The organism is Limosilactobacillus viscerum (assembly GCF_947387525.1).
Lineage (GTDB): Bacteria > Bacillota > Bacilli > Lactobacillales > Lactobacillaceae > Limosilactobacillus > Limosilactobacillus viscerum.
In genome coordinates this window covers 14,386-32,265 of sequence record NZ_CANDNW010000007.1, presented here as the reverse complement: position 1 = coordinate 32,265, position 17,880 = coordinate 14,386, and the positions used below count along the sequence as shown (strand labels likewise).

Sequence of the window (17,880 nt, the reverse complement as noted above, 5' to 3'; positions counted from 1 at the left end):
GCCATGAGTGAAAAACGTGAGGAAAGTCGTGAACAAAATGATGAATTGTGGGATAAGAAGTTTACCGATAATGAGAATCTCGACAGTACAGGTCACTTGTCACGGACTGAGCGGCGGAAACAAGAATCACATAGCTCAACCATCACCACTGTTTTAATTGTCTTGATTATTGTACTAGCAGCGACGCCATTAATTTATTGGATTAATAATAAGCAGTCGTTTAACCATCCAGTACAGACCGAGCAAACTGCTTCGGCGAGTAGTAAAAAAAGTCAATCTCATCGAGTGAGTTCTGCTAGTCGTCGGCATTCTGTCAGTAGGAGTGAAGAGAGTAGCAGTTTAACATCAAGCAGCTCCGCGGTAACTAGTAGTCGGTCAGCTAGCACTAGTTCGACCAGTGTCAGTCAGGGAAGCCGCCAGTATGCAGTGGTCCGGCGTGGCGACAGTATTTACCGCATTGCAGCACGAAACGGGATGTCTGCTCAAGAAGTGGCACGGTTAAACAACCTGTCAGTTAATTCAACTGTCCATCCTGGTCAACAAATTCGAGTTCGTTAATTTAGGGAGAGAAAACAAGTTATGGAAAAGCAAATTCAAGTTGCTATTGATGGCCCGGCGTCTGCGGGGAAAAGCACCGTTGCTAAGCTAGTCGCAAAGAAATTCCACTATGTTTATTGTGATACGGGAGCAATGTACCGGGTAGTAACACTTGCAGCACTTAACCGTGGAATTTCAATGGAAGATACTGCACAAATTAGTAAGCTTGCACAGGAAATTAAAATCAGCTTTGCTCCGGGAGAACCAGAACAAAAGGTTTTCCTCAATGGTGAAGAGGTAACCACCGATATTCGCCAGGGGCGGATTGATCAAAATGTGTCGGCAGTAGCAGCAATTCCGGAAGTTCGGCAAGAAATGACTAACCTTCAGCGGCAAATTGCCCGAGAAGGGGGAATTGTAATGGATGGGCGTGATATTGGCTCAACTGTCCTTCCTGATGCTCCCGTTAAAATCTTTATGGTCGCAACTGCCCATGAGCGTGCCCGTCGGCGGTATGTTGAAAATAAGGCCAAGGGGATTAAAACTGCTTCTTTAGAAGAACTACAAAAAGAAATTGAATTGCGGGATAAAAAGGATTCCTCACGAAAGGTATCGCCACTAACCCAGGCGCCCGATGCAATTCGTTTAGATACTACCCAGCTGACAATCGACCAGGTTGTTGACAAAATTAGCACAATCATCAAAAAAACTCTCAATGAATTGGGTTAAACACTGGAAAAGGACAAACTTTTTTAGTAGAATGATAGCTAGAGTTGATTGTTGCAAGGAGGATTTTTTTAATGGCTGAAAACAACGAAAACAAGAACGATATGTTAAAGGCACTCGATAGCATCGAAACTGTAAAGGTGGGCGATGTTGTTAAGGGTGAAGTATTGGCAATCGATGACGATCGCCAAGCTATCGTTGGTATTAAAGATGCAGGGGTTGAAGGTGTTGTCCCTGCTAAGGAATTATCAACCAAGCCAGTTGAAGACATCAATGATGCAGTTAAAGTAGGTGACGAATTAGACTTAGTTGTCATCTCTAAGATTGGTAACGATAAGGAAAATGGTAGTTACTTACTTTCTCACCGTCGTCTCGAAGCCCGCAAGGTATGGGATGACATCCAAAAGAAGTTCGATGATGGTGAAACCATCACTGCGAAGGTTACCCAAGCAGTTAAGGGTGGTTTAGTTGTTGATGCTGGAGTACGTGGCTTTGTTCCTGCTTCAATGATCACTGATCACTATGTAGAAGACTTGAACCAATTCAAGGGTCAAGAACTTGAATTCAAGATTATCGAAATTGAACCGAGTGAAAACCGTCTGATCCTTTCCCACAAGGAAATCGTTAAGGCACAACACGAAGAAGCAGCTAAGAAGATCTTTGCTGAATTAGAACCAGGTGACGTTGTTGAAGGTAAGGTTGCCCGGATGACTAACTTCGGTGCCTTCATCGACCTTGGTGGTGTTGATGGTTTAGTTCACGTTTCTGAAATTTCTTACGAACACGTCGACAAGCCTTCAGATGTTCTGTCTGCTGGTCAAGAAGTTAAGGTTAAGGTATTGAGCGTGGATCCAGACCGTGAACGGATCTCACTTTCAATCAAGCAAACTCTTCCTGGCCCATGGGATGACATTGAAGAAAAGGCCCCAGCTGGTAGTACTTTAACTGGTACTGTTAAGCGTCTTACTAGCTTCGGTGCATTCGTTGAAGTATTCCCTGGTGTTGAAGGCTTGGTACACATTTCCCAAATTTCACACAAGCACATTGCTACACCAGCTGATGTTCTGAAGCCAGGTCAAGAAGTTAAGGTTAAGGTTCTGAATGTCGACCCTGAACGTCAACGTCTTGGTCTTTCAATGAAGGCTCTTGAAGAACGTCCAAAGGGTGAAGACAACGATAACGGTGAAAACTACCGTGGTCGTCGTCGCTCACGTCGGAACAGCAACCGGAGTGCGATGAACAACGCTCCTGAAGAAGAATCTGGCTTCTCAATGGGTGACTTGATTGGTGACCAATTGAAGAACTTGAAGTAATTTCTTCAGCAAAATCATAAATAATTTTAAGGAGGAAGTGGCACGTCTGTGGTTACTTCCTTTTTATTCTTTGAAGGAAGGTGAAATAAATGGCAAATCCCGTTGTTGCAGTGGTTGGCCGACCAAACGTTGGGAAGTCGACCCTCTTTAACCGAATTGCGGGTCAACGGATTTCAATCGTTGAAGATACCCCTGGTGTTACTCGTGACCGGATTTACGCTCACGGTGAATGGCTTGGTAAACATTTTAATATGATTGATACCGGTGGAATTGAAATGTCGGACCAACCATTATTGACACAGATTCGGCAACAAGCAGAAATCGCCATCGATGAAGCAGACGTTATCATCCTTGTAGTTGATATTGAAAGTGGGGTAACAGATGATGATGAACAGGTTGCCCGGATTCTTTACCGTTCTGATAAGCCGGTGGTACTGGCGGTCAATAAGGTTGATAATCCCGAGCGACGGAGTGATATTTATGACTTCTATTCGTTGGGCTTAGGGGAACCATACCCGGTTTCAAGTGTTCATGGTGTCGGGCTTGGTGACCTCTTAGATGCAGTTATTCATCACTTCCCAGAAAATGCGGATAATGAAGATGATAGTAGCATTCGTTTTAGCTTAATTGGACGGCCAAATGTTGGTAAGTCATCGCTGGTTAATGCCATTCTCGGTGAAAATCGGGTAATTGTTTCAAATGTCGCGGGGACTACCAGGGATGCAATTAACACTCGTTTCCAAAGTGCTGACGGTCAAGAATTTACCATGATTGATACTGCCGGTATTCGTAAGCAAGGAAAAATTTACGAAAATACTGAACACTACGCACTGATGCGGGCGATGCGTGCCATTGATGATAGCAACGTGGTCTTAGTGGTTCTGAACGCGGAAGAAGGAATTCGGGAACTTGATAAGCACATTGCTGGTTATGCTCACGAAGCTGGTTGTGGGGTCATAATTGTTGTTAATAAGTGGGATACAATTGAAAACCGTGACCACCGGACAATGACTGACTTTACTAACCTTATTCGCCATGAGTTCCAGTACTTGAGCTATGCACCGATTATCTTTGTTTCGGCCAAGACCAAGCAGCGGTTAAACAAGTTGCCGGAGATGATTGAAGAGGTTAATGAGCATCATGAACGCCGGATTAAGTCTTCAGTCTTAAATAACGTGATTATGGATGCAATCGCTGCTAACCCGACACCTACCCAAAATGGTAAGCGTCTGCGGATCTTTTACGCTACCCAGGTTGCGACGGCGCCACCTACTTTTGTTGTTTTCGTCAATGATCCTGAACTAATGCACTTTTCTTATGAACGGTACCTGGAAAATCAAATTAGACAGGCCTTCGACTTTACGGGGACACCGCTTCACCTGATTAAGCGCCAGCGGCAGTAAGAAAATTTATAAAAAAGCCTAAAATGCACGAAAATCTTTCTAAAACCGCTTGCCAGTAGGGTTTCACTATGCTAATCTTAAAAATGAAATGATACGAACTCCTCGTAATTATTTCGTTAATTTTGGACCACTCAAAATTAACATTGTGCGTTAGTGCGTCTGCACTAATTGTGGGAGGTGAAAACATATGGCAAACAAAGCAGAATTAGTAAGCAATGTTGCTGCTGCAACTGGCTTGACCAAGAAGGATGCTACTGCTGCTGTTGACGCTGTCTTCAGTTCAATTCAAGCATCATTGGCCAAGGGGGAAAAGGTTCAACTGATCGGCTTCGGTAACTTCGAAGTACGTCAACGTGCTGCACGTAAGGGCCGTAACCCACAAACTGGACAAGAAATCCAAATTCCTGCAAGCAAGGTACCAGCTTTCAAGCCTGGTAAAGCTTTAAAGGATGCTGTTAAGTAATTTAACAGTTTAAACTGAATGAGAGACCGTGACAAAGCTGAGTTTTGTCACGGTCTCTTTGTATTAGTTATATTACCAAGATATCGCGTGCCATAACCCAGGTCCTAGGGTCTAGCTAGGGAAATTGCTAGTTCATTCCTATGCTAGTCATCACGCCTTAACCGGGTTGCGTCACAGGTTGTTTTTCCCACCGTTTATTTTGCCAATATGCTATAGTAAAAACAGTTAATATACGAGGAGGACCAGTAATTGACCTATTCAGAAAAAATGTTAGACCAGTTGCAAAATGGCCAGTTAGCCGATGCGCACGGCAGTTTTCGGCAAGCGCTTGCCAATGATGACGACGACATGCTTTTCAGCCTTGGTGAGGAACTATATGGAATGGGGTTCTTGCACCAGGCCCGGCGTGTTTACTTAACGCTTTTACAGCGGTATCCAGATGAGGATGAATTACGGACAAACTTAGCAACAATTGCAATTGATGAGGGACATAATGATGAGGCGCTGTCATACCTCGCCCAGGTTAAACCATCTTCACCAGCATACCTCGAATCATTGCTAGTTGCGGCAGACCTTTACCAGACAGAAGAGGACTTTGAGATTACCGAGCAGAAGTTAAAGGAAGCATACCAACTAGCACCAGATGAGCCAGCGGTTGAGTTTGCCCTTGGTGAGTTTTACTTTTTGGTGGGCCGGTTTGATGAAGCAATTAACTACTACTTTGACTTAATAAAGCATGGCTATACCGACTTTGCTAAGGTTGACATTGCGGGTCGCCTAGGAATGAGCTATGCACAAAGTGGTCAGTTTAAACAAGCACTTGGTTATCTCCAACAGGTCAAACCAGAATACCGGACGAGTGATATCCGTTTTCAAACCGGTTTGACACAGCTCCACTTGGGCCAGCTTGATGAAGCGGTTAAGGAGCTTACGGCCCTGATCAAGGATGATGACCAGTACGCTTCTGCCTATCCGGCACTTGCCGAGGCACTTTCTAAGCAGAATAAGTACCAGCGAGCGTTAACCACGGTTCAAGACGGACTCGGGGTCGACCAGTACAACGAGCACCTTTATGCGCAGGCCGCAGAAATTGTTAGTCACCTGGGTAACGCTAAGCTAATGCGGAAGTACTTAACACGGGCACATGAACTGGACCCTGATAACTTAACGATTACGTTGCAGTACAGCAATTTCTTGCTTCACCAGCACGAAGATAAGGAAAACGTCGACCTGCTTTCGCCATTGATTAAAGATGATGAGGTGGACCCGCAGGTTTACTGGAATTTGGCACGGTCATACCAACGGTTAGAGAAGTTTGACCTAGCAAGTAAGTATTACCAGGCCGCAGCCCAGGTATATGATGATAATCCAACCTTCTTACGCGAGTTGATTGGCTTTTACCAGGAAACTGGCCAACGTGATCAGCTGCTGCCGGCCCTGCATGAGTACTTGGCCCTGGAGCCAACTGATACCGAGATGCAAGACTTACTGGATGAGTATGAGGATTATTAGTCAGAAAACAAACGCTGACATAGGGCCAACGCCATCGAAAAATTAAACAGCATATATTAAATCAGCCCCCTAACGCCTTGACGCTAGAGGGCTGTTCGTATTGTGGAAGCCATATAACTGACGACTAGTTAGACGTAATTAATAGTCGCTTATAGTACAGCAGGGAGGCAGGATCGAGTTTTAATGCTTGTTCTAGTTCCTGGTCGCTGTCCTGGCGGTGTTCTTTCATGTAGGTTAAAACGTAGGATTGGTGAAGGTACTTTGGTGCGAGACTAAAACCAATGTATTCCTCATCCCGGTGGAGGAACTTATGAAGGGCGGCATTGGTTAAGCGGGGGTTCGCTGGCTGGAAGCGTTGCTTTAAGAACAAGTCAGGCGACCCCTGTAGTTTCTGACGGGGAGCAATAAACTGGTTAAACTGTTGACGGAAATCCTCTTCATCCTGGTTAGCAAGGACAAGCTGGTCCCAGACCTGGTAAAAACCAGGTTGAAGAAATTCCCCCACCGTAAAGCCGTGCTTGCTGAGGAGGAGGACCAGGCGGGTGTAATAGTGGAGGTGGTCATCGGCTAGAATTAGGTTAAGTCTGGTTAGCCACTTGGTTGAGAGCCGCTGATTAGGTGCAACTGCCCGCCCGTGCAGGGTGAGGGTCGGGTAAGTTGTAATTAACTGGTGGGTGAAAAGGTAGCGAAAGTAACGGTTCAGCTGGGAGAGGATCTTGTTATAAGTGGTCATCGTAATACCACGATCACCCTGGAGAAAGTCAAGGTATGCTCGAACATCGGCTTCAGCTAGGTTCTTGAGGCTTGGCGCGGCTGCGTACTGTGGTCGGTTGGCCAGCAGAAAATTAAAGAGGTTAGTTAGGCTACTATCATAGGTTTTAATCGTCAGGTCGGCCAGACCCTGCTGGCGGAGGAAAAGACGGAATTCGTGTTGGTAAGGGTAGTCCATTATTTTGACACCTCCAAGAAATTATTTACTTTAACTATAGCACACAACAAAAGACAGTAAAAGAAACAAACCGTTCACAGGTACGGCGCTGATTTGCTATAATCAGTACTGGTTAATTACAAATTTAAGTAAGGATTTGATTCAATGATAATTAAAAAGTTACCACCAATTTTTGAGCCTGCACGGCCGGTTCTACAAAAAATTGAAGATGCCGGCTTTGAAGCTTATTTTGTCGGTGGTTGTGTACGTGACACAATATTAGGTGATCAAATTCATGATATTGATATCGCTACCAGCGCATATCCCAGCGAGATTAAAACAATTTTTAAACGAACGGTGGATACCGGGATCGAACATGGAACGGTGATGATCCTTGACCATGGTACGGGTTACGAGACGACCACCTTTCGAACTGAGTCTGGTTACCAGGACTATCGGCGTCCTGATAAGGTAACCTTTGTTCGTTCGTTAGCAGAAGATTTAAAGCGGCGTGACTTTACAATCAATGCCCTGGCGTTACGTGAGAACGGGGAAGTAGTTGACCTCTTTGATGGGTTGGGCGACTTGAAAAAGCGCCTGATTCGGGCTGTTGGTGACCCCAATGAGCGCTTTAATGAAGACGCACTACGAATGATGCGCGCGGTTCGCTTTGCAAGCAAACTCGACTTTGTAATTGATGCACCGACGTTGGCGGGGATCAAGCATAATGCCCACCTGTTAGATAAAATTGCGGTCGAGCGAACCCGGGTGGAGTTTGAGAAGCTCTTGCTAGGGCAAAACCCACCGGCCGGGTTGAAGGACTTCCTGGAAACGGGTCTTTATAAGTATTGCCCCGAATTAGCAAATGCTAAGGATCAATTAAGCGCCCTGTTGGTAAATGGCAATGGTTGGCACCTCCAGAATACTAACCAGGTATGGGGACTTATGTGTGTTCAGCTGGGTCTTGATGGTAATGCAGTCAATGCCTTCTTAAAAAAGTGGAAGACTTCCAATGATACCATTAAGCAGGTAAAAGAAATCGTGACGGCGGTAAATGCATTCCGCCACCATGAACTGACAGCGACGGCACTGTTTGCTGCTGGCTGGGACGTTCTCAATGATGCAAACCAGGTTGCCGCTATCTACGGGTGGCAGGAACCAACTGACCAGTTAAAGACAAGCTATGACCGGTTGCCAATAAAAAGCAGTAAGGAATTGGCGGTTGATGGCCGGATGTTGATCAAGCAGGCTGGCATTAAGCCTGGTCCAATGCTAGGAAAAATTATCCAACAGCTTACACAAGAAGTGGTAACAGGGCAGCTCGAAAACCAAGCAGACCGACTACTAAGCCGTGCAATAGAGTTAGAACAAGAAGAGGGATAAGAAGAATATGCAAACAATGAAGGCAGAGGGGTTAACCAGTACCTATGGTGAAAAGGTACTCTTTGACCATGTTGACTTTATCATTAACGAAAATGACCGGGTAGGACTGATTGGGGTTAACGGTAGTGGCAAGACAAGTTTATTAAACGTAATTGCCGGCGAGGTTAGCCCGGAAAGCGGTCAGATTACGACACCAAATGATTACACAATTGGCTACTTAAAGCAGCAACCGGAGTTAGACGAAAACAAGACGATCATGGAGGCCGTCTTTGCTGGTGACCAGTCAATTTTTAAGACGATCCGTGCTTATGAACAAGCACTAGCTAATTTCAGTGCCCATCCTGAAGATAACCGGGCAATTGACCGTTATACTAAAATGCAGGCGAAGATGGACCAGGAAGATGCCTGGGAGGCGGACAGCCGAATTAAAACGATCCTAACCCAGTTGAAGATTAAGGACACCAGTCAAAAGATTGGCAATCTTTCTGGTGGTCAGCGTAAGCGGGTTGGTTTGGCACAGGTCTTGATTCAGCAACCAGATCTCCTGCTATTGGATGAACCGACAAACCACTTGGACCTTGACTCCGTAGTTTGGCTTCAGGACTTCCTTGCTAGCTACAAGGGTGCGGTCGTTGTTGTTACCCACGACCGTTACTTCCTAGACCAGGTTACTAATCATATTTGGGAATTATCATTTGGTAAACTTTATCACTACGACGGAAATTACCAAGACTTTGTTCAAAAGAAGGCTGAACGGGTAGAACTTGCCAAGGAAACTGAGCAGAAAAACCAACAGCTGTATAAAAAGGAACTGGCCTGGATGCGGACCGGTGCTAAGGCACGGTCAACCAAGCAAAAGGGCCGGATTAATCGTTTCCACGAACTAGAAGGTAAAGTTGGCAACCTTAAGACCGATGAGGATATTTCAATCAACCTTGGCTCCCAGCGATTGGGGAAGGACGTAATTGAATTCAAGGATGCCAACCTTGCACTTGGTGACCACCAAATTCTGAACGATTTCAACTGGCTGGTTCAGGCCGGTGATCGGATTGGAATTACCGGCGAAAACGGTGCTGGTAAGACTAGTCTGCTAAATGTAATTGCTCAACGGGTACCACTAGATAGTGGTGTTTTGAAAATTGGTGAGACAGTCAAGCTTGGCTATTATACCCAGCAAACTGAGGGAATTGATGACGATAAGCGGATGATTAGCTTCCTAACCGAGGTTGCGGATAGCGTCACTGATAAGGACGGCAATAAGATTAGTGTTACCCAACTACTAGAACGGTTCCTCTTTCCCCGCTTCATGCACGGAACCTTAATCCGTAAATTATCTGGCGGTGAAAAGCGGCGGCTGTATCTTCTAAAAATTTTAATGCAGCAGCCAAATGTCCTCCTGCTTGATGAACCGACAAATGACCTTGATATCGGGACCTTAACGGTGTTGGAGAACTACCTAGATAACTTTGATGGAACGGTAATTACTGTCTCACACGACCGTTACTTCCTCGATAAAGTTGCTGACGACCTACTAATTTTCCACGGCCAGGGTAAGATTGAACGCTACACCGGTTACTTTACTGACTACCTAAAAAAGCAACAGGAAGCAAAAGAAACTGCCCAGGCAGAAAAGGCCAGTGCCAAGAAAGCACCTAAGCCAGCGGCACCGAAGAAGGAAAAACCGGCGGAGAAGACTAAGTTAACGTATGCTGAAAAGATTGAATGGGATCAAATTAATGAGGATCTCGATAAACTCAGTCAAAAGCAAAAGGACTTAGAAAAGCAAATGGCCGAAGCGGCAAATGATTACCCAAAGCTGGCGTCATTACAAAAGGAACTAAATGCGGTTCAAAAAGAAGTTGACGAGAAGACCGAGCGGTGGGATTATCTCAGTAATTATGTTGAATAGTAAAGGAGTGCGTTAAAGTGGCAGAAAATCAAAACGAACAGCAATACCTGGACCTTGCACGGTATGTATTAGAATATGGTCATGAAAAGTCGGACCGGACTGGCACGGGAACCCGGTCAGTCTTTGGTTACCAGATGCGGTTTGACCTTTCAAAGGGTTTCCCAATCCTCACAACCAAGAAGGTGCCCTTCGGCTTAATTAAGAGTGAACTATTATGGTTCTTACGGGGGGACACTAATATTCGTTTCCTTCTCCAACATAAGAACCATATCTGGGATGAATGGGCATTTAAAAAATGGGTGGAAAGTGATGAATATCATGGCCCTGATATGACTGATTTTGGTCATCGCTGGTTAAAAGATCCGGAATTCAAGAAACAGTACCTGGCAGAGAAAAAAGAGTTCTGTCAACGGATCTTAGACGATGATGAGTTTGCCAAAAAATACGGTGACCTAGGTCTGGTTTATGGCAGCCAGTGGCGGGCATGGAAGACCAGCAACGGCCAAACTATTGACCAGATTGCTAATGTTATCCACCAAATCAAGACAACCCCTGATTCACGGCGAATGATTGTGTCAGCGTGGAACCCAGAGGATGTCCCTTCAATGGCCTTACCACCATGCCATACGATGTTCCAGTTTTACGTTAATGATGGTAAGCTGAGCTGCCAGCTTTACCAACGGAGTGCTGATATTTTTCTTGGGGTACCGTTTAACATCGCCAGTTATGCATTGTTGACCCATATGATTGCCCACCAGTGCGGACTAGAAGTAGGTGACTTTGTTCATACACTAGGGGATGCTCACATCTACCTGAACCACCTCGACCAGGTTAAGGAACAACTATCCCGGACACCACACGCTGCCCCACAGTTAATCCTGCCTGCTGAGCCTAAACCGATTGACCAGTATGAAATGAGTGATATCAAGTTGGATGGCTATACGCATGAGCCTGCAATTAAGGCTCCGGTAGCGGTTTAAGGAGGAAGTATGGCGAAGATTAATTTTGTGTGGGCCGAAGACCTTGACGGGTGGATCGGCAAAGATAACGGGTTGCCTTGGCATGTGAGCGCCGACCTGCACCACTTTAAGGAAGAAACGATGGGCCACCCAGTTGTGATGGGGCGGAGTACCTATGACTCAATTGGTCGTCCCCTCCCAAAACGGTTAAATATTGTCCTAACCCACCGTGATATTGCTGATGACCGGATCCAGACTTTTTCTTCACTACTCGCCTTACAGGAATGGCTTGATTCAAGTGATGAAGAAGTGATGGTGATTGGCGGTGCCCGCTTATTTGAACAATTGCTGCCATTAGCAAATGTGTTAACACGGACGGTGATCAACGGCCGCTTTAATGGTGATACAAAAATGCCACCGATCGATTATGATCAGTGGCAATTAGTTGACCGGCAGCCAGTTAAAGAAAACGGTACGCTAGTCTGCTGGTTTGAAAAGTGGGTCCTACACGTAAAATAAGATTGAAAAGTACATGAATGCGGTGCCAAGCAAAACAAAAAAGTGCCAAATCAGGTGCGTGTATGCCGTTGGTCGACTGTAAAGCAGGGCACCAAGGGTAAAGGTAATTCCACCGGCGAGCAATAGCTCGAAGCCAACCGGTCCGAGGGCATTCCAGAGTGGGAAGAAGGCAAAAATACATAGCCAGCCCATGAGAACGTAAACCAAGGTGGAGAGCTTGCTCTTGTGCTTAAGCCAGATACTCTTATAAATCACGCCAAGCACAGCCAATCCCCAAATGACGCCAAACATTGTCCAGCCTTCCCAGCCCTTAATTGCGACTAAGCAGTAGGGGGTGTAGGTGCCGGCAATCAGAATGTAGATCATGCAGTGGTCGAAAACCTGGAAAACGTGTTTTGCTCGTGTAAAGACGAGTGCGTGAAAAAGGGTGGAGGAGAGGTAAAAGAGGACTAAAATACTCCCGTAGATAGTAAAAGTAACGATCCGCATAGGGCTACCTGTATGGGCTGCCCGGATGATTAAGAATACCAGGCCAGCGATTGCAAGTGCGGCGCCGATACCGTGACTAATTGCGTTACCGATCTCGATTAAAAGTGTTTTTAGATCTGCTTTTTCTTTACCTACCAAGTGGCATTACTCCTTTCAAAACCAATCAGCGATGAATTCTGAAGGGCTTTTTGGTATACTATTACTATGAAAAACGAAATTAACTATTTAAAAATAGTTGGATTTAGTTATAATGGTTTTGAAGACTAAACATATGGTTTTCAAAACTAGATAAAATTATAACACATAATTAACGGCAAGGAGAGTGGATTTTTCCATGTCAAAAGTAAAAATCGTTTGTGATTCATCAGCTGGCTTGACTGATGAAGAAATAAAAAAGTATGATATCACAATTGTACCATTAACGGTTATGATTGATGGCACGATTTATGTTGAACGTGAGACGATCAGCAATGACCAGTTTCCCGAGTTAATGAAGAATGCCAAGTCACTGCCAAAGACCTCACAGCCACCGATTGGTAAGTTTGTCGATGCGTTTGATAAATTAGGTGCCGATGGTAGCGAGGTTCTCTGTGTCACAATGATGGAATCGATCAGTGGGACTGTCCACGCTGCAGAACAAGCTGCCACGATGACTAAGACCAAGGTAACAGTTTATGATTCCCAGACGACTGACCAGGGGATGGCGTTCCAAATTGTTGCCGCTGCTAAGGTGCTTGAAAACGGTGGAAGCGTTGATGAGGCGATCGCCAAGATGAAGGAAGTGCTGGACAAGTCCAAGCTCTACCTGGCAATTGATAACCTCGACAACCTAGTTGCTGGTGGTCGGGTCAGCAAGTTTGCTGGTGCCTTGTCAAACCTGTTAAACATCAAGGTAATGCTCCAGGTTTATGGCGGTCAGATCCATATTGCAATGAAAGGCCGGGGAATTAAGGCAATTCACAAGGAATGGGACCGGATCCTAACCGAAATGAAGGATGGCCCTAAGCCTGTTCGGATTGGCATTTCCCACGTTGAAGGGGATAAAGAAGTTGAGCGCTTGAAGTCCCGCCTGGAAGAAATGTACCCTGATATTAAAATCGTAGTTCGGGAAACCGTTCCAATTATTGCTACTCATACTGGAATGGGTGCCAACTGCTTGTTATACTATACTGAATAAAAGATGGAAGCTGGGAAAAGCTCCGTGAGGCCCCGGTTAGATTAAGCTAGGACAGACGTTGGCACAGACCGGGCCGGCGTTTGTCCTAGTTTAGACTTTAGGGACTCATTTTTCCCGTGATTGCTGTATAATATTCGGAGAAAAAACAAGAGACTGTGAAGAAAAAGAGTTTCTTCCCAGTCTCTTATTGTTAAGGAGGACGGAATCCGTGAAAAAGAAGTGGTGGCTTTTAATCGCGGTGGTAATCTTAATCGTTATCGGTGGAGGTGGCTGGTATTTCATGCACCAACCATCTTCAGTGAATAACCAGCAGGCCAAGCCGCGGTATGTCCAAAAGAAAAACGTCCATTTGGTAGCCGTTGGGGATTCCCTTACCTATGGGCAGGGGGATGAAAAGAAAAATGGCGGTTACGTGGGGATTATAAAAAAGAAGATCGAGCACCGTTACCGCCAGACAACGGTTGAAACAGCAAATTATGGTGTTAGTGGTGACCGGTCTGATCAAATCCTTGCACGGTTAAGTTCACAAAAAGAAATGCGCAAGGACCTCCGTCATGCGGATGTAATTACCATGACGGTAGGTGGAAATGACCTGATGCAGAACCTGGAAAAGAATATCTTGAATTCACCAAAGACCGTCAATAAGGACGTTGACCAAGCTGAGCAGACGTACACAAAGAGCTTAAACAAGCTTTTAACTGCGGTTCGGAAGCAAAATCCTCATGCACCAATTTTTATCCTGAGTATTTATAATCCAGTGTATACCTACTTCCCGGATGTCGACACGATTAACGATTCAATTAGTAAGTGGAATGATACAACGCAAAGGGTAATGAAGGGATACCACCGGATGTACTTTGTTAATATTAACCATTTGATGTCCTGGGGTCAGTACAAGACGACAGCCCAACGCCAACAGTTGGTGCAAAAAGAAGAACAGGCCAACCAGGGGAAGGTTACCCAGGGACGGGTAATTAATATCATGAAAAACAAGGATCATAACTTGAATGAATACATCTCTACTGAGGATAATTTCCACCCTAACCACCGTGGTTATCAGCAAATGGCCAACCGCCTATTTAAGGTAATGAATAAACATAACAGCTGGGAATATGTTAAGAGGTAGATTATGAGCGAGCAAACGAGAAAAGATAATTCAAATAAACGAGTTAACTGGTGGAAGTGGGCCTTTATTGTCCTTCTTGCAGTCATTGTAATTGCAACGGGGACGGTTATTAATAAGGTTACAGCGCCAACTGCGACACCAGCAGTTGCACGAAAGGTTAAACCGAGCGATGCTTCAGTAACAGTTGAGCTTAACCGCAAACAGGTGAATGCATTAGCTGCCAACTACCTAAACCGGTTCTTGAAGGGCCAGCAAGTCAAGTACAATTTCCTGGTTGGAAAACAATATGCGACCTTGACGGGGGATACCAAGTTCCTCGGCGCTAAAATTCGCTTTGCTATCAATTTCATTCCGGAGCGCCAAACAAATGGGAATGTTCTCTTGAAGGCGAAGGGGTTATCAGTTGGCCGCCTCAATATTCCTGTTAAATTTGTAATGGGCTACATTGCTAAGAATTACAATATTCCTGATTGGGTAAAGATCAACGCTAAAAAGAAGACCGTTTTGTTGGATTTAAACCAATACAGTCAGAAGCGGGCACTGAAGTACTCGGCACAGGAAATTAATATGCCGGCTGGACGATTCAAGTTTTTGATCACTGTTCCAACGGATAATAAGTAAGGAGGAGTTAATAATGAATCGTGATAGTTTTTACCGCTACTTAATGACGCAGCGGAATCCAAATAGTGCGGATGAAGTCGAACAATTTGCTAATAACGCCTTTCTCGATTCCACCTTTCCTAAGCAGTCGGAGGACTTTGATGAAATCTCGAAGTATTTAGAAGAAAATGCGGACTACTTGCCATCAATGACCATTTTTGATACTGCTTGGCAAAAATACCTGGATGCAATGAATTAGGGGAGGAATAAAGATGGCGACAATTCAATGGTTTCCTGGCCACATGGCAAAGGCACTTCGGCAAATTCGTGAACAAATGCCGCTGGTTGATATCGTATTTGAACTGGTGGATGCCCGGGTTCCTTACTCTTCACAAAACCCCGAGGTGGCACTAGCTGCGGGAGAAAAGCCCCGTTTACTGATCATGACAAAGACAGACTTGGCAGACCAAGAGCGGCTCCAACAGTGGCTTAAATTCTTCGCTGAAAAGGGTCAGCCAGCGCTGGCCCTTGATTCCCGCCAACACAATGTTGCAAAAGTGGTGACGGCCAAGAGCAAAGAAATTTTGCGTGATAAGATGGCGGAAGAAGCAGCAAAGGGGATGAAGAAGCGACCAATCCGGGCAATGTGTGTTGGCGTACCAAATGTCGGTAAGTCAACGCTCCTGAACCACTTGGTTAAGAAAAATGTTGCACAGACTGGAAACCGTCCGGGAGTGACAACCGGTCAGCAGTGGTTACGTTCGTCTGCTGAATTGGAACTGCTTGATACCCCAGGTGTTTTATGGCATAAGTTTGTAAGCCAAAAGCAAGGGGTAATGCTGGCGCTCTCTGGTGCAATTAAGGACAGCCTTTACCCTAAGGATGATGTTGCATTATTTGCCCTGGATTACTTGCGTCAGTACCAACCAGAACTACTGAAGAAACGGTACCGTTTATCTGATACTGATCTTGATGCGGCGGTGGGGAATCCAGACCTTCTACTGACGATTACGCAGAAAATGGGCTTTCGTGATGACTACGACCGGGCAAGTGAACGGTTGATATTTGACCTGCGCAAGGGGAAACTAGGACCCATCACGATGGAAGTTCCGGCCGATTTAAATGAGGATGGCATTAATGAGTAAGATGACGGTTAGCAAGGTAAAGGAATTGTTGGCGACAATTGATAACCTTACTGATCCCCGTTTGCAGGAATTACAGGCAGATTCGCGCAAAGGTGTTCAGGCGGCACTGCGGCAACACCAGCGGCAGGTTGAGCGGCGGAAAGCTGCCCGCCAAGCTTTTCAGGCGCGGTTTAAATATGAAAACCAGCTGTGGGCACAAGGGTGTAAGTATGTTGCCGGAATGGACGAAGTTGGCCGTGGACCATTAGCTGGCCCGGTGGTGACCTGTGCGGTTATTTTAGACCCTAGTTTTGACTTAGTTGGGGTAACTGATTCAAAGCAGTTGACCCGTCACGAGCGGGAGAATTTGTACCTGCGGATTGTCGATGAAGCGGTTGAAGTCAGCATTGCGGTTAATGACCGTGAAGTAATCGATAAGATGAATATCTATGCGGCCACCCAGGATGCTATGATGCGGGCAGTCAATAGCCTCTACCACCGACCGGACCATTTAATTGTTGATGCGGTACCGCTACCGTTTGATTATCACCAGACGACGTTGATTAAGGGGGACCAGAAGAGCATTAGTGTTGCTGCGGCCAGTATTGTTGCTAAGGAGTACCGTGACCACTTAATGAAGGACTATGACCGAGTTTACCCGGGCTATGGCTTTGCGGAAAACATGGGTTACGGTACCAAGGAACACTTGGCTGGCCTTGCGAAATACGGTGTGACGCCAATTCACCGGCGGTCTTTTAACCCGGTTCCCAAGTATTTATAATGCAGATGATAAAGGCCTCCGTATTTATATACAGGAGGCTTTTTTATGTTAACCGTCAGAGAATTTTTACAACAACTTAGCTTGTGCCGGGGCCTTGGTCGGGTCAGTAAGATGCGACTTTGGCAAGTGGCACAAAAACACCGTTGCTTTAGCCGGGTTGAATTCTTGGCTGAGCAAGCACAATTGGGGCCCAATGCGAAGGAAGCACTGCTTAATAACTGGGCGAGCGAAGAGCTAGCACAGACGGTTGAGCTGAACCAGCAGTACCCCCAGATTACGATTGTTGATGAAGAATATCCGCCACAATTACGTGAGACCTTTTGCCCACCATTGGTCCTCTATTATCAGGGAAACCTTGATTTGCTTCGCTGTCCGCAGCTCGGCGTGGTCGGTGCACGGGACATGTCAGCTTATGGAGAAACAGTGTTGCGGGGACTAATTCCCCAGGTAGCTAAACACCAGATTGCGGTTGTCAGTGGGCTAGCGAAGGGGGTGGATGGGATGAGTCACCGCCTGGCACTTGCCAATAATGGAGCAACAATCGGCGTTATTGGCTGTGGCCTTGACCGGGTATACCCGTTAGAAAACCGCCCATTATACGAGGCAGTAGCAAAGCAAGGGCTGATCTTATCGGAGTATGGACGTGGTGAACCGCCGTTGGCATACCATTTTCCAGAAAGAAACCGCATTATTGCAGGGCTATCTTCCGTGGTGGTGGTGATAGAGGCTAAGAAGCGGAGCGGGAGCTTAATAACTGCTAATCTTGCGCTGGAAGAAAACCGGACCGTTTGTGCAGTTCCCGGGCGGATTGATACATTTCGCTCGTTAGGGTGTAATGAATTAATTGCGGCAGGAGCTAAACCGATCTTACGGGCACAAGACTTGCTTGACGAATTTCTCTCCTAGTTTAAGTAGAACTTTCCTCACAAAA

General features: G+C 45.7%; 19 protein-coding genes. 17 read left to right on the top strand and 2 right to left on the bottom strand.

Annotated features, from left to right (window positions below):
- Positions 1–3: 3 nt before the first annotated feature.
- The 6 genes from QOS07_RS03505 to QOS07_RS03480 all read left to right on the top strand — a co-directional run bounded on the left by QOS07_RS03505 (position 4) and on the right by QOS07_RS03480 (position 5,954).
- Positions 4–558 carry an SAG1386/EF1546 family surface-associated protein gene (locus QOS07_RS03505; protein ID WP_283587623.1) on the top strand — a complete coding sequence of 185 codons (555 nt, stop codon included), beginning with the start codon at positions 4–6 and terminating at the stop codon, positions 556–558.
- Between the two features lie 21 nt (positions 559–579).
- Entirely contained in the window at positions 580–1,266 is a 687-nt protein-coding gene (gene cmk, locus QOS07_RS03500; RefSeq protein ID WP_283587622.1) for a (d)CMP kinase, read from the top strand.
- Positions 1,267–1,337: 71 nt separating this feature from the next.
- Positions 1,338–2,576, top strand: coding sequence for a 30S ribosomal protein S1 (gene rpsA, locus QOS07_RS03495; RefSeq protein ID WP_283587621.1), 1,239 nt, complete (start codon positions 1,338–1,340; stop codon positions 2,574–2,576).
- An 89-nt stretch (positions 2,577–2,665) separates the two neighbouring features.
- On the top strand, positions 2,666–3,979 hold the full coding sequence (der, locus tag QOS07_RS03490) for a ribosome biogenesis GTPase Der (protein ID WP_283587620.1): 1,314 nt from the start codon (positions 2,666–2,668) through the stop codon (positions 3,977–3,979).
- A 187-nt stretch (positions 3,980–4,166) separates the two neighbouring features.
- Complete coding sequence (locus QOS07_RS03485; protein ID WP_047770053.1) at positions 4,167–4,442, top strand: HU family DNA-binding protein; 276 nt, start codon at positions 4,167–4,169, stop codon at positions 4,440–4,442.
- Between the two features lie 249 nt (positions 4,443–4,691).
- Entirely contained in the window at positions 4,692–5,954 is a 1,263-nt protein-coding gene (locus tag QOS07_RS03480; protein WP_283587619.1) for a tetratricopeptide repeat protein, read from the top strand.
- 124 nt (positions 5,955–6,078) lie between these two features.
- On the opposite strand, the gene QOS07_RS03475 is transcribed toward QOS07_RS03480, so the two are convergent.
- Positions 6,079–6,903 (bottom strand): phage integrase N-terminal SAM-like domain-containing protein, encoded by an 825-nt coding sequence (locus tag QOS07_RS03475; RefSeq protein ID WP_283587618.1) that lies wholly within the window; start codon positions 6,901–6,903, stop codon positions 6,079–6,081.
- 144 nt (positions 6,904–7,047) lie between these two features.
- On the opposite strand from QOS07_RS03475, the gene QOS07_RS03470 reads away from it, so the two are divergent.
- From QOS07_RS03470 to QOS07_RS03455, 4 genes are read left to right on the top strand one after another with little or no spacing between them, the layout of a single operon-like run.
- Positions 7,048–8,265 (top strand): CCA tRNA nucleotidyltransferase, encoded by a 1,218-nt coding sequence (locus QOS07_RS03470; protein ID WP_283587617.1) that lies wholly within the window; start codon positions 7,048–7,050, stop codon positions 8,263–8,265.
- A 7-nt stretch (positions 8,266–8,272) separates the two neighbouring features.
- Positions 8,273–10,174, top strand: a complete 1,902-nt coding sequence (locus QOS07_RS03465) for an ABC-F family ATP-binding cassette domain-containing protein (RefSeq protein ID WP_283587616.1) — start codon at positions 8,273–8,275, stop codon at positions 10,172–10,174.
- A 17-nt stretch (positions 10,175–10,191) separates the two neighbouring features.
- Positions 10,192–11,154 carry a thymidylate synthase gene (locus QOS07_RS03460; protein WP_283587615.1) on the top strand — a complete coding sequence of 321 codons (963 nt, stop codon included), beginning with the start codon at positions 10,192–10,194 and terminating at the stop codon, positions 11,152–11,154.
- Between the two features lie 9 nt (positions 11,155–11,163).
- On the top strand, positions 11,164–11,652 hold the full coding sequence (locus QOS07_RS03455; RefSeq protein ID WP_283587614.1) for a dihydrofolate reductase: 489 nt from the start codon (positions 11,164–11,166) through the stop codon (positions 11,650–11,652).
- On the opposite strand, the gene trhA is transcribed toward QOS07_RS03455, so the two are convergent.
- On the bottom strand, positions 11,638–12,279 hold the full coding sequence (gene trhA / locus QOS07_RS03450) for a PAQR family membrane homeostasis protein TrhA (protein ID WP_283587613.1): 642 nt from the start codon (positions 12,277–12,279) through the stop codon (positions 11,638–11,640). The genes QOS07_RS03455 and trhA overlap by 15 nt on opposite strands.
- 196 nt (positions 12,280–12,475) lie before the next feature.
- Between trhA and QOS07_RS03445 the strand changes: the two genes are divergently transcribed.
- The 7 genes from QOS07_RS03445 (at position 12,476) to dprA (ending at position 17,855) form a co-directional block, all read left to right on the top strand.
- On the top strand, positions 12,476–13,318 hold the full coding sequence (locus tag QOS07_RS03445; RefSeq protein WP_283587612.1) for a DegV family protein: 843 nt from the start codon (positions 12,476–12,478) through the stop codon (positions 13,316–13,318).
- A 208-nt stretch (positions 13,319–13,526) separates the two neighbouring features.
- Positions 13,527–14,444 carry an SGNH/GDSL hydrolase family protein gene (locus QOS07_RS03440; RefSeq protein ID WP_283587611.1) on the top strand — a complete coding sequence of 306 codons (918 nt, stop codon included), beginning with the start codon at positions 13,527–13,529 and terminating at the stop codon, positions 14,442–14,444.
- Between the two features lie 3 nt (positions 14,445–14,447).
- Positions 14,448–15,065, top strand: a complete 618-nt coding sequence (locus tag QOS07_RS03435) for a YpmS family protein (protein WP_283587610.1) — start codon at positions 14,448–14,450, stop codon at positions 15,063–15,065.
- 13 nt (positions 15,066–15,078) lie between these two features.
- Positions 15,079–15,303 (top strand): YozE family protein, encoded by a 225-nt coding sequence (locus tag QOS07_RS03430; RefSeq protein ID WP_283587609.1) that lies wholly within the window; start codon positions 15,079–15,081, stop codon positions 15,301–15,303.
- Between the two features lie 13 nt (positions 15,304–15,316).
- Positions 15,317–16,189 carry a ribosome biogenesis GTPase YlqF gene (gene ylqF, locus QOS07_RS03425; RefSeq protein ID WP_283587608.1) on the top strand — a complete coding sequence of 291 codons (873 nt, stop codon included), beginning with the start codon at positions 15,317–15,319 and terminating at the stop codon, positions 16,187–16,189.
- Positions 16,182–16,949 carry a ribonuclease HII gene (locus QOS07_RS03420; RefSeq protein WP_283587607.1) on the top strand — a complete coding sequence of 256 codons (768 nt, stop codon included), beginning with the start codon at positions 16,182–16,184 and terminating at the stop codon, positions 16,947–16,949. The genes ylqF and QOS07_RS03420 overlap by 8 nt, the downstream gene beginning before the upstream one ends.
- 45 nt (positions 16,950–16,994) lie before the next feature.
- Positions 16,995–17,855, top strand: coding sequence for a DNA-processing protein DprA (gene dprA, locus QOS07_RS03415; protein ID WP_283587606.1), 861 nt, complete (start codon positions 16,995–16,997; stop codon positions 17,853–17,855).
- Positions 17,856–17,880: the final 25 nt, after the last annotated feature.